The sequence below is a fragment of the Dyella subtropica genome (genome assembly GCF_026283965.1).
In the GTDB taxonomy this organism is placed as follows: domain Bacteria; phylum Pseudomonadota; class Gammaproteobacteria; order Xanthomonadales; family Rhodanobacteraceae; genus Dyella_D; species Dyella_D subtropica.
This window is the reverse complement of the sequence record NZ_JAPDPD010000007.1, coordinates 58,548-70,864: the sequence shown is the minus strand read 5'-3', so window position 1 is coordinate 70,864 and position 12,317 is coordinate 58,548. Positions and strand designations below refer to the sequence as shown.

Annotated in this window: 11 protein-coding genes and 4 tRNA genes; all 15 read right to left on the bottom strand. The window is 61.7% G+C overall.

Annotated features, from left to right (window positions below; all coding sequences use genetic code 11):
• Positions 1-24 precede the first annotated feature (24 nt).
• The 15 genes from rpoB to ychF all read right to left on the bottom strand — a co-directional run bounded on the left by rpoB (position 25) and on the right by ychF (position 12,316).
• Entirely contained in the window at positions 25-4,185 is a 4,161-nt protein-coding gene (rpoB, locus tag OUZ45_RS07595; protein ID WP_266169339.1) for a DNA-directed RNA polymerase subunit beta, read from the bottom strand.
• A gap of 334 nt (positions 4,186-4,519) precedes the next feature.
• Complete coding sequence (gene rplL / locus OUZ45_RS07590; protein WP_266169338.1) at positions 4,520-4,891, bottom strand: 50S ribosomal protein L7/L12; 372 nt, start codon at positions 4,889-4,891, stop codon at positions 4,520-4,522.
• 45 nt (positions 4,892-4,936) lie between these two features.
• Complete coding sequence (gene rplJ, locus OUZ45_RS07585) at positions 4,937-5,470, bottom strand: 50S ribosomal protein L10 (protein ID WP_266169337.1); 534 nt, start codon at positions 5,468-5,470, stop codon at positions 4,937-4,939.
• A gap of 345 nt (positions 5,471-5,815) precedes the next feature.
• Positions 5,816-6,523: a 50S ribosomal protein L1 gene (gene rplA / locus OUZ45_RS07580; RefSeq protein ID WP_266169336.1), complete on the bottom strand. Its 708-nt coding sequence runs from the start codon at positions 6,521-6,523 to the stop codon at positions 5,816-5,818.
• Between the two features lie 3 nt (positions 6,524-6,526).
• Positions 6,527-6,955 carry a 50S ribosomal protein L11 gene (gene rplK, locus OUZ45_RS07575; RefSeq protein WP_192165969.1) on the bottom strand — a complete coding sequence of 143 codons (429 nt, stop codon included), beginning with the start codon at positions 6,953-6,955 and terminating at the stop codon, positions 6,527-6,529.
• Between the two features lie 183 nt (positions 6,956-7,138).
• Entirely contained in the window at positions 7,139-7,699 is a 561-nt protein-coding gene (gene nusG / locus OUZ45_RS07570) for a transcription termination/antitermination protein NusG (RefSeq protein WP_266169335.1), read from the bottom strand.
• 10 nt (positions 7,700-7,709) lie between these two features.
• Positions 7,710-8,120: a preprotein translocase subunit SecE gene (secE, locus tag OUZ45_RS07565; RefSeq protein WP_266169334.1), complete on the bottom strand. Its 411-nt coding sequence runs from the start codon at positions 8,118-8,120 to the stop codon at positions 7,710-7,712.
• Positions 8,121-8,202: 82 nt separating this feature from the next.
• Positions 8,203-8,278: transfer RNA gene (locus OUZ45_RS07560), tRNA-Trp, on the bottom strand.
• A gap of 144 nt (positions 8,279-8,422) precedes the next feature.
• A complete protein-coding gene (tuf, locus tag OUZ45_RS07555) occupies positions 8,423-9,616 on the bottom strand; it encodes an elongation factor Tu (protein ID WP_266169333.1) in 1,194 nt (397 codons plus the stop codon).
• 68 nt (positions 9,617-9,684) lie between these two features.
• Positions 9,685-9,760, bottom strand: a tRNA-Thr gene (locus OUZ45_RS07550).
• A 25-nt stretch (positions 9,761-9,785) separates the two neighbouring features.
• Positions 9,786-9,859 (bottom strand) — tRNA-Gly (locus OUZ45_RS07545).
• Positions 9,860-9,876: 17 nt separating this feature from the next.
• A tRNA-Tyr gene (locus tag OUZ45_RS07540) sits at positions 9,877-9,962 on the bottom strand.
• Between the two features lie 105 nt (positions 9,963-10,067).
• On the bottom strand, positions 10,068-10,556 hold the full coding sequence (locus OUZ45_RS07535; protein WP_266169332.1) for an acyl-CoA thioesterase: 489 nt from the start codon (positions 10,554-10,556) through the stop codon (positions 10,068-10,070).
• A 39-nt stretch (positions 10,557-10,595) separates the two neighbouring features.
• On the bottom strand, positions 10,596-11,096 hold the full coding sequence (locus tag OUZ45_RS07530; protein ID WP_266169331.1) for a GNAT family N-acetyltransferase: 501 nt from the start codon (positions 11,094-11,096) through the stop codon (positions 10,596-10,598).
• A gap of 128 nt (positions 11,097-11,224) precedes the next feature.
• Complete coding sequence (gene ychF, locus OUZ45_RS07525) at positions 11,225-12,316, bottom strand: redox-regulated ATPase YchF (RefSeq protein WP_266169330.1); 1,092 nt, start codon at positions 12,314-12,316, stop codon at positions 11,225-11,227.
• Position 12,317: the final 1 nt, after the last annotated feature.

Genomic DNA, 12,317 nt, shown 5'->3' with positions numbered 1-12,317 from the left:
GCATAAGCTCCTGTAACCCGCTGGTTACTTGATCTCTTCCAGGTCGATGTCGATACCGAGCGAGCGGATTTCCTTCACCAATACGTTAAAGGATTCCGGCATGCCAGCCGCCATCTCGTGGTTGCCGTCGACAATGTTCTTGTACATCTGGTTGCGGCCCTGCACGTCGTCGGACTTCACCGTCAGCATTTCCTGCAGGGTGTAGGCCGCGCCGTAGGCTTCCAGCGCCCAGACTTCCATTTCGCCGAAGCGCTGGCCACCGAACTGCGCCTTGCCGCCCAGCGGCTGCTGGGTAACGAGCGAGTACGGACCGGTGGAACGCGCGTGCATCTTGTCATCGACCAGATGGTTCAGCTTGAGGTAGTGCATGTAGCCGACGGTGACCGGGCGATCGAACGCCTCGCCGGTGCGGCCATCGAACAGCGTGGTCTGACCCGACTCGGGCAGCTCCGCCAGCCTCAGCATCGCCTTGATCTCTTGTTCCTCGGCACCGTCGAACACCGGCGTAGCCATCGGCACGCCTTCCTGCAGGTTGTTCGCCAGGGTCAGGATTTCCTGATCCGTAAGCGACTTCAGGTCGACGTGCTGCACGGCGCCAGCGACGTGGTGGTTGTAGATCTGATCGAGGAACTCGCGGATCTTCGCGACCTTCTCTTGCGCCTCGATCATCTTCTGGATCTTCTTGCCCAGGCCCTTGGCGGCCCAGCCCAGATGGACTTCCAGAATCTGGCCGATGTTCATACGCGAAGGCACGCCCAGCGGGTTCAGCACGATGTCGACCGGCGTGCCGTCGGCGGAGAACGGCATGTCCTCCACCGGCACCACGTTGGACACCACACCCTTGTTACCGTGGCGACCGGCCATCTTGTCGCCCGGCTGGATGCGGCGCTTCACGGCCAGGAACACCTTGACCATCTTGAGCACGCCCGGAGCAAGGTCGTCACCCTGGGTGATCTTGCCCTGCTTCTCCTTGAAGCGCTTGTCGAACTCTTCCTTGTGACGCTTGACCTGATCAGCCGCGCGCTCGAGGAATTCAGTGACTTCCTCATCCTTGACGTTGACCTTGAACCAGTCGTCCTTCTTCAGCCCGTCGAGGTAGGCGTCGGTGATTTCCGCGCCGCGCTTGAGACCGCCCGGACCGCTCATCGCGGACTTGCCGACGAGCTGGGTACGCATACGGTTGTAGATCGCGCCTTCGAGGATGCGGAACTGGTCGTCAAGATCCTTGCGGATGCGCTTGACTTCCATTTCCTCGATCTGCTTGGCGCGCTTGTCCTTCTCGATGCCGTCGCGGGTGAAGACCTGCACATCGATGACGGTGCCGTCCATGCCAGGCGGCACGCGCAGCGAGCTGTCCTTCACGTCGGACGCCTTCTCACCGAAGATCGCGCGCAGCAGCTTCTCTTCTGGCGTGAGCTGGCTCTCACCCTTCGGCGTGACCTTGCCGACCATGATGTCGCCAGCCTTCACCTCAGCACCGATGTACACGATGCCCGACTCGTCCAGACGCGCCAGCGCCTGTTCGCCCACGTTCGGGATGTCGGCGGTGATTTCCTCGGCGCCCAGCTTGGTGTCGCGAGCGATGCAGGACAGCTCCTCGATATGGATCGAGGTGTAGCGGTCTTCCTGCACGACACGCTCGGAGAGCAGGATCGAGTCTTCGAAGTTGTAGCCGTTCCACGGCATGAACGCGATCAGCATGTTCTGGCCGAGCGCAAGCTCGCCCAGGTCGGTCGACGAACCGTCGGCCAGCGTGTCGCCCTTCGCCACCACGTCGCCCACGTTCACCAGCGGACGCTGGTTGAGGTTGGTGTTCTGGTTGGAGCGGGTGTACTTGGTCAGTGTGTAGATATCGACGCCAGCGTCGTTGTCGCCGACTTCGCTCTCGTTTACGCGAACCACAATACGGCCGGCGTCGACCTGGTCGATCACGCCGCCACGCTTGGCGCTGACGATAACGCCCGAGTCGCGCGCCACGGCGCGCTCGATGCCGGTACCCACCAGCGGGGTCTGCGAACGCAGGGTCGGTACGGCCTGACGCTGCATGTTCGCGCCCATCAGCGCTCGGTTCGCGTCATCGTGCTCGAGGAACGGCACCAGCGCCGCCGCGACCGACACGGTCTGCATGGGCGAGACGTCCATGTAGCCGACTTCGGCCGACGGACGCAGCTCGGACTCACCACGGAAACGGCAGGACACGAAGTCTTCGACGAAGCTGCCGTCCTTGTTGAGCGGCGAGTTCGCCTGCGCGATCACATGGTCGCCCTCTTCGATGGCCGACAGGTAATCCACCTTGTCAGTCACCTTGCCGTTCACGACCTTGCGGTACGGCGTCTCGAGGAAGCCATACGTATTGGTGCGCGCATATACGGCGAGCGAGTTGATCAGGCCGATGTTCGGACCTTCAGGCGTTTCGATGGTGCAGACGCGGCCGTAATGGGTCGGATGCACGTCGCGCACTTCGAAGCCGGCGCGCTCGCGAGTCAGACCGCCCGGGCCAAGGGCGGAGACGCGACGCTTGTGCGTCACTTCCGACAGCGGGTTGTTCTGGTCCATGAACTGGCTGAGCTGCGAGGAGCCGAAGAACTCCTTCACCGCGGCCGCAACAGGCTTGGCGTTGATCAGCTCCTGCGGAGTCAGACCCTCGGACTCGGCGAGCGACAAGCGCTCGCGCACGGCACGCTCGACGCGCACCAGACCGATGCGGAAGGTGTTCTCGGCCATTTCGCCGACCGAACGCACGCGACGGTTACCGAGGTGATCGATGTCATCGACGGTGCCATGACCGTTCTTGATGTCGATCAGCACCTTCAGCACGTCGAGAATATCGGAGGTTTCTCCCTGCGACTTCACCAGCGCTTGCGAGTCTTCTTCTTTGCGGTCCGCGAAGTACTTGTGGTCGTACAGCACGCCCGCGCCGAGAATGTCCTTGCGACCGACACGACGATTGAACTTCATGCGGCCCACGGCCGACAGGTCGTAGCGATCGAAGGTGAAGAACAAGTTGAAGAACAGGTTCTGCGCAGCGTCCTTGGTCGGCGGCTCGCCCGGACGCATCATGCGATAGATTTCCACCAGCGCTTCGAGCTGCGTCTTGGTGTTGTCGATACGCAGGGTGTGCGAAACGTAGGCGCCGCGATCGAGATCGTTGACGTACAGCGTCGGCACGGTCTCGATGCCTGCCTTACGGAAGGCCTCGAGTTGCTCGGCGGTGATTTCGTCGTTGGCCGAAGCCAGCAGTTCACCGGTCTTGCTGTCGACGATGTCGGTGGCCAGGATGCGGCCGACCGGGTAGTCGTCCGGCACTTCCAGCGCCGTGATGTTCTCGGCAGCCAGCTGGCGCACATGACGCGCGGTAATGCGCTTGCCGGCTTCCACCAGCACCTTGTCGCCGATCGTCAGATCGAAGGTCAGCGTCTCGCCGCGCAGACGCTCGGCGACCAGCTCGAGCGTGGTGCCACCCTTCTTACCGAGGTGGAACACGTTGTGCTCGAAGAAGATGTCCAGCATCTCGACGTTGTTGTAGCCGAGCGCACGCAGCAGCACCGTCACCGGCAGCTTGCGGCGACGATCGATACGGGTGAACAGCGCGTCTTTCGGGTCGAACTCGAAGTCCAGCCACGAGCCGCGGTAAGGGATCACGCGAGCCGAGAACAGCAGCTTGCCCGAGCTGTGCGTCTTGCCGCGGTCGTGATCGAAGAACACGCCCGGCGAACGATGCAGCTGCGAGACGATGACTCGCTCGGTGCCGTTGATGATGAAGGTGCCGGTGTCGGTCATGAGCGGAATCTCGCCCATGTAGACCTCTTGCTCCTTCACGTACTTGACGGCCTTCTTGGACGCCGGGCTGTCCTTGTCGTAGATGACCAGGCGCACGGTCACGCGCAGCGGCGCGCCGAAAGTCATGCCGCGGTTGCGGCACTCGCGTTCGTCGAATGCAGGCTCGCCCAGGCGATAGTCGACGTACTCAAGCGCGGCATTGCCCGAGTAGCTGGAGATCGGGAAAACCGACTTCAGCGCGGCGTGTAGACCTTTCTCATCGCGCTGTTTGGGCGCGACATGCTCCTGCAGGAACTCCCGGTAGGAATCGGTCTGAATGGTCAGCAGGTTCGGCACGCCCAATACAGGGGGACGCTTGCCGAAATCCTTGCGGATGCGCTTCTTCTCGGTAAACGAGTAGGTCATGGTGGGTACCGCCTCGGTTCGCAGTGACGCCGGTGGTGCACACACCGGCTGAATTGTGAAAGCTGTGTCTGCGGTCGACGACCAGGGTGTGCTGCCCTGCCCGTCGATACGTCAAAAAGACATAAGTCAAAGGTCGGCGATGGTCTGCTGGCCTTTCAGTGCTGCCTTCCTGACACGTAAAACACGAACCTAAAGATGACGCCTTGTCGTTGCAGGCCGCACGGCTTCATGCCACATAGCCTCATGCGAAACCCTGCAACAGGCAAAGCCCGGGGACTTACGTCCCCAGGCTTGCTTGACGCTAGATCAAACTGACGGCGCGCAAGAGCGCCGATTACTTCAGTTCGACCGTGGCGCCGGCAGCTTCGAGGTCCTTCTTGAACTTCGCAGCGTCTTCCTTCGAAGCGGCTTCCTTCACGACGCCACCGGCTTCGGTCAGGTCCTTCGCTTCCTTCAAGCCGAGGCCGGTGATCGCGCGCACAGCCTTGATCACGTCGACCTTCTTCTCGCCGGCGCTCTTCAGGATGACGTCGAACTCGGTCTGCTCTTCAGCAGCCGGGCCGGCAGCGGCCGGGCCCGCAGCCACCATGACAGGGGCGGCGGCGGTCACGCCAAACTTCTCTTCGATGGCCTTCACCAGGTCCATCACTTCCATCAGCGACTTGGCGGCGACGGCTTCAACGATCTGTTCGTTGGTCAGGGACATTTGATTTACCTCTGGAAATTGATTCGGTTTGAATAGTCGGCGAACTTAGGCGGGCTCGGCTTCAGCCTGGGCTTCGGCAGCGACTTCGCCGCCACCCTGCTTGTCGGCCACAGCCTTGATGACGCGGGCGAACATCGAAGCGGGCTCGGCCAGCACACGGGCCAACATGGACAGTGCCTGTTCGCGAGTCGGCAGCGACGCCAGCACTTCGACGTGCTCAGCCGGCAGCAACTTGCCTTCCACGGAAACGACTTTCGCCTTCAGCTTGTCGTTGCTCTTGGCGAATTCCTTGATCAGGCGCCCGGCAGCACCGGGTTCCTCAGTCGAGAATGCGTACAGCAGCGGACCGACCAGGACGTCCTTGACGACCTCGAACTCGGTACCGACCACGGCGCGCGAAGCGAGCGTGTTCTTGACAACTTTCAAGAACACACCAGATTCACGGGCCTTCTTGCGCATCGCGGTCATCTGTTCGACCGTGGTGCCCGCATACTCGGCTGCGACCAAGGAGTGAGCCTTCGCAGCGACTTCTGCCAGCTCGGCGACTACTTCTTGCTTCTGGGACAGATTGAGAGCCATTGCACTCCTCCAAATGAACTCCGCTTACGGCTCCTGCCGCTTGCGGTCCTGGGCGACGCCTTCCGTGACGTCGGGGACACGGAGTGTCCCGGGTGGTGGCCTTTCCAGAACAAATCGAACACTTCCAGAAGGGGCATCACCATCTGCGCAGGCCGGATTCGTAAAAAAACCGATTAAGCGACCCCGTTGGCGGCGACGGCGATTCCTTGCCAATCACGAGCTCCCTGCTCGTCGTCGTCGCGCGCTGATCGCGCCTGCGGTCTTTGACGGCGGCTTCGGCGTGCGGCCGGAGCTACCCTCAAAAACTTGCCTGCGCCGGCTTGGGCCGGCGCAGGACTTCATGTCTTACTTGGTCGAGAGCGTCAGGGACGAGGTATCGACCGGGACGCCCACGCCCATGGTGCTGGACAAGGCGACCTTCTGCAGGTACTGGCCCTTGGCGGTAGCCGGCTTGGCCTTGAGCAGGTCAGCGACCAACGCGTTCAGGTTGTCGGCAAGCTGCGCAGCCTCGAAGCTGGCCTTGCCGATGGTGGCGTGGATGATGCCCGCCTTGTCATTGCGGAACTTCACCTGACCGGCCTTGGCGTTCTTGACGGCCGTGACGACGTCGGCGGTGACCGAGCCATCCTTCGGGTTCGGCATCAGGCCACGCGGACCGAGCAACTGACCGAGCTTACCGACCACGCGCATCGCGTCCGGAGTGGCAATCACGCGACCGAAGTCGAGATCGCCAGCCTGCATGCGCTCGGCCAGGTCGTCCATGCCGACGGCGTCGGCACCGGCGGCCTTGGCGGCCTCGGCCTTCTCACCGGCCGGCACGAACACGGCGACCTTGACGGTCTTGCCGGTGCCGTGCGGCAGCAGCGAGGAACCACGCACACCCTGGTCCGACTTCTTGGCGTCGATGCCGAGGCGCACGGCCACGTCCACGGACTCCGAGAACTTCGCCTTGGCGTTGTTCTTGACGATATTCAGGGCTTCTTCCAGGCCATAGAACTTGCCCGGCTGCACTGCGGCCTGGGCCGCCTTCATACGCTTTGTGAGCTTTGCCATGTCTTAGCCCTCCACCACCAAGCCCATGCTGCGCGCGCTACCGGCAATGGTGCGCACTGCAGCGTCCAGATCAGCAGCCGTGAGATCCGGCTCCTTCTGCTTCGCAACGTCTTCCAGCTGCTTGCGGGTGATCTTGCCGACCTTGTCGGTATTCGGCTTGGACGAACCCTTGGCGACGCCGGTGGCCTTCTTGATGAGGACCGTGGCGGGCGGGGTCTTGGTGATAAAGGTGAAGCTGCGGTCCGAATACGCGGTGATGATCACCGGAATCGGCAGACCCGGCTCCATCTTCTGCGTGGCGGCATTGAACGCCTTGCAGAACTCCATGATGTTCAGACCGCGCTGACCGAGGGCAGGACCCACCGGCGGCGACGGGTTGGCCTGACCGGCCTTGACCTGCAGCTTGATATAACCGACGACTTTCTTTGCCATTTGTAGTTCCTCGCGAGTTCAAGCGCCTTGCGGCTCCTCGCATGACATCGTTCCCTGGATGGAGGGGAACCCGCACTCCAGCGGGCTCCGGAAACACGGGCACGCCGAGCGAAATGCCCCGGCGTGAACCGCATAGTGTAAAGATTGACCAGTTTTTAAGCAAGCCCCGTGCCGGGGCCCGGATCAGGCCTTTTCGACCTGACCGAATTCCAGCTCAACCGGTGTCGAACGACCAAAGATCAACACTGCGACGCGCAGGCGACTCTTCTCGTAATTGACTTCCTCAACCACGCCATTGAAGTCGTTGAACGGGCCCTCGGTGACGCGCACCATCTCGCCCGGCTCAAACAACACCTTGGGCTTGGGCTTCTCAACGCCCTCGCGGACGCGACTCAGGATGGCATCTGCCTCGCTATCGCGGATCGGCAGCGGGCGATCGGCGGTACCACCAATGAAACCCATGACCTTCGGGGTTTCCTTCACCAAATGCCAGCACTCGTCATCGATGCGAGGTGCCTTGCCCTCGGTGTCGGTTTCGATCTGCACCAGCACGTAACCGGGAAAGAACTTGCGATCACTGCGGCGCTTCTGGCCGCCGCGCATCTCAATCACTTCTTCAGTGGGAACCAACACTTCGCCGAAACGCTCTTCCATGCCAGCGCGCTGAATACGCTCGACGAGCGATTTCCGAACCTGGTTTTCGAAGCCTGAATAGGCGTGCACCACATACCAACGCTTGCTCATGCCCTTTACCTCACGAACCCAGCTTGAGCAGCCAGTCGAGCACGACCGACTTGAGAATGAGATCGATCAGGCCCAACAGCAGCGAGAGAACGATCACGACGACAATGATGATACCGGTGGTTTTGAGAGTTTCGTCACGCGCCGGCCAAACGACCTTGCGCATTTCGAACTGGGATTCGGCCAAAAAGTTGCGCACCCGACGCCCCAGCGCCGTGGTGGCAGCAATGGCCAGCGCCACCACCAGCGCCACCAGCACACCTGCCAGGCGAACTGCTGACGGAATACTGGCGTCACTGCTGAACCAGGAATAGGCAAAGACACCGGCAACCAGCACCAGCACCGCTAGCACCAGCTTACCGATGTCGGCGGCGCCCGCCTCTTTGACGTTCGCGCCCTTGGGCTGTTCTGCCTTGGTATTCATGCGCAGCGATCGGATGTGAGTCGGCACCCAGGACTCAACGCCCTCGATACCACCTACCACCCGTCATCGATCCTCAGGAAGGTGGCACGCCAGGAGGGACTCGAACCCCCAACCTGCGGTTTTGGAGACCGCTGCTCTGCCAATTGAGCTACTGGCGTACGTTTGAAATCAGTGAAGTCGCTCGCTTCGCTCGCTGCGAAGGTGCGCCCTTGGCGCTGTAAGGAGTAAAGAAGGCAATAAACTTGCCCTTTTCACTCCCTACCCTCACAGCCCGCGCTGCGGGCGACTTCCCATAGTACAGCTTACTTGATGATTTTGGAGACGACACCGGCGCCGACGGTGCGGCCGCCTTCGCGGATCGCGAAGCGCAGACCTTCGTCCATCGCGATCGGGTGGATCAACGTCACCGTGATCTTCACGTTGTCGCCCGGCATCACCATTTCGGTGCCTTCCGGCAGCTTGATCGCGCCGGTCACGTCCGTCGTACGGAAGTAGAACTGCGGACGGTAGTTGCTGAAGAACGGGGTGTGACGGCCGCCTTCGTCCTTCGACAGCACGTAGATCTCGCCCTCGAAGTCGGTGTGCGGGGTGATCGAACCCGGCTTGGCCAGCACCTGACCACGCTCCACGTCGTCACGCTTCAGACCACGCAGCAGCAGACCGGCGTTGTCGCCTGCCTGACCCTGGTCGAGCAGCTTGCGGAACATTTCCACACCGGTCACGGTGGTCTTCTGGGTCGGACGGATGCCGACCACTTCGATTTCGTCACCGACCTTGATCACGCCGCGCTCGATACGACCGGTCACCACGGTGCCGCGGCCCGAGATCGAGAACACGTCTTCCACCGGCATCAGGAACGGCTTGTCGATCGCGCGCACCGGCTCCGGAATGTAGCTGTCCAGCGCATCGACCAGCTTGATGATCGCCTTCTCGCCGTACTCGCTGTCCTTGTCACCCTCGAGCGCCTTACGGGCCGAACCGGTGATGATCGGAGTGTCGTCGCCCGGGAAGTCGTACTTGCTCAGCAGCTCGCGCACTTCCATCTCGACCAGCTCGAGCAGCTCGGCGTCGTCCACCAGGTCGGCCTTGTTCAGGAACACGACGATGTACGGCACGCCCACCTGGCGCGACAGCAGGATGTGTTCGCGGGTCTGCGGCATCGGGCCGTCGGCGGCCGAGCACACCAGGATCGCGCCGTCCATCTGCGCCGCACCCGTGATCATGTTCTTCACGTAGTCGGCGTGGCCCGGGCAGTCCACGTGGGCGTAGTGGCGAACCGGCGATTCGTATTCCACGTGCGCCGTCGAGATCGTGATACCGCGCGCCTTCTCTTCCGGCGCCGCGTCGATCGCGTCGTAAGCCTTGAATTCACCACCGAAGCGCTCGGCACCGATCTTCGTCAGCGCGGCCGTCAGCGTCGTCTTGCCGTGGTCCACGTGACCAATCGTGCCGACGTTAACGTGCGGCTTGGTGCGTTCGAATTTACCCTTTGCCATACGCGCTAAACCCCGATGGAGTCAAAAACAAGGAAAGTGAAAGGCGAAAACCGCGGAGACCAGCGAAGTGGTGCTCATGACTGGAATCGAACCAGCGACCTCTTCCTTACCAAGGAAGTGCTCTACCGACTGAGCTACATGAGCACGAAATCACCCAGAACGAGATCAATGGAGCGGGAGACGGGAATCGAACCCGCACCATCAGCTTGGAAGGCTGAGGTTCTACCATTGAACTACTCCCGCCCTGCGCGGAACTCGTCTGGTGGAGGGAGGTGGATTCGAACCACCGAAGGCGTAAGCCAGCAGATTTACAGTCTGCCCCCGTTGGCCGCTTGGGTATCCCTCCAACAAAGAACGGCTATTGTGTGGATCGGACCTCGACCTGTCAACACCTGAACCGCGAAAATTTGCATGCGCAGCGATGTTTTTTGCACCTCGCCGCAGCCAGAAATCAGCTCTCTGCGACAGCCCGCGTATCGATCAGCTGCTCCATCTCCTTGGATAGATCCATCAACCGCTTGGCCTGCGCCTGCAACTGTCGTTCGTTGTCGTCGCGCGGCTCCCACGCGGGCACCGGCGTGGGCTTGCCCTCAGGGCTGTCCAGCGCCACAAACACCATCACGCAACTGGTAGCCAAACGATGCTCGTCCTTGCGCAAATCACGCGCGAGCACGTCCACGGCCATGTGCATACTGGAGCGGCCGGTATGGATCAGACGTGCCTGCACCGTCACCAGATCGCCGATAAGGATCGGCGCCACGAACTGGATGCCGCTCACCGAGGCAGTAACGCAATAAGCGCCGCTCCAAGCTACCGCGCAGGCGTAGCCGGCCTGGTCGATCCATTTCATCACCATGCCGCCATGCACCTTGCCACCGAAATTCACATCGGTCGGCTGGGCGAGAAAGCGGAAACTCACTTCGTGCTGCTTGCCTGACATGGGAACTCCGGCTGGCGTGAAAACGGAACTGGGTGCGCATTATGCCCGCGTATGCCGGCGCGGCGAGCCTTTCACCGCAAAGCACATCGGCGTCGACACGACGCCCTTGGTAGACGTGAACTCCGCGTCAGTGATCACGAACCCAAGACGGAGGTAGACCGGGATAGCCCGCACGGTGGCATTCAAGGTGAAGCGCGTAGTGCCGGCGCGCCGCATGCTGTCATGCATGGCGCGCCGCCATAGCAATCGAGCCATGCCCCGCCCCTGATAACGCGTACCGATGTAGAACTGGAATAAGTGCGAGTCGTTACGCATGGCCGCCACGCCTGCCAGCACGCCGTTGACGAAAGCCAGATGGAAACGCTCCCCGGCACACATCTTTTCTCGAATCGCCCTGGCACTCATCTGCTTGAGCAGAGGGGCTGCCGCCCGCGCCGGCTGATCCGGCAACACCCAGCGCCGCACCACGCGACGCACCAGGACGCCAATGGCGCGCGCATCCTCCAGCCGAGCCAATCGCAAGCGCAGATCAGCAGTCATGCTTTCGATCACAACACGCCACCCGCGACCGAACAAGTCGATTGACGCTCAAAACAAAGGCCCCACCGAAGCAGGGCCTTTGAGGGGATCCAGAAGCCTGGCTCGCGGCAAACGCCGCGATCACACGCTTACACGTTGAACAGGAAGTGCAGCACGTCGCCTTCCTTGACGATGTAATCCTTGCCTTCCTTGCGCAGACGACCCGCCGCGGCCGCACCTGCCTCGCCCTTGTATTGAATGAAGTCGTCGTAGCCGATGGTCTCGGCACGGATGAATCCGCGCTCGAAATCGGTATGAATAACACCGGCCGCCTGCGGCGCGGTCGAACCCGCCTTTACCGTCCATGCGCGCACTTCCTTCACACCGGCGGTGAAGTAGGTCTGCAGACCAAGCAGCTTGTAGCCGGCACGGATCACGCGATTCAGGCCCGGCTCGTCCAAGCCGAAATCCTTCAGAAATTCGTCGCGGTCATCATCCTCGAGCTGCGACAACTCTTCTTCGATCGCCGCACACACGGGCACCACTTCAGCGCCTTCGCTCACGGCGCGCTGGCGTACGGCGTCGAGGTGCGGGTTGTTTTCGAAGCCGTCCTCCTTGACGTTGGCGATGTACATCAGCGGCTTCAGAGTGAGTAAGAACAAGTCGCGCACCAGCGCCTTCTCTTCCTCATCCAGCCCCAGGCTGCGCGCAGACTTGCCCTCGTTGAGACCGGCGGACAGCTTCTGCAGCACCGGCTTCCTGGCCAGCGCTTCCTTGTCATTGGCCTTGGCGGCGCGCTCGGCACGGTTCAGCGCCTTATCCACCGATTCCAGATCAGCCAGCGCCAGCTCAGTGTCAATGGTCTCGATATCGGCAATGGGATCGACCTTGCCAGCCACATGCACGATGTCGCTGTGCTCGAAGCAGCGCACCACGTGAGCGATCGCATCCACCTCACGAATATGCGCGAGGAACTTGTTGCCCAGGCCCTCACCCTTCGACGCACCCGCCACCAGACCGGCAATATCGACGAACTCGACCGCAGTGGGAATGCACTTCTGCGGGTTGACGATCGCCGCCAGCTCGGCCAGACGCGGATCCGGCACCGGCACCACGCCGACGTTCGGCTCGATGGTGCAGAACGGGAAGTTGGCCGCGGCGATACCCGCCTTGGTCAGTGCGTTGAACAGGGTGGACTTGCCGACGTTAGGCAGGCCGACGATGCCGCATTTGATGCCCATG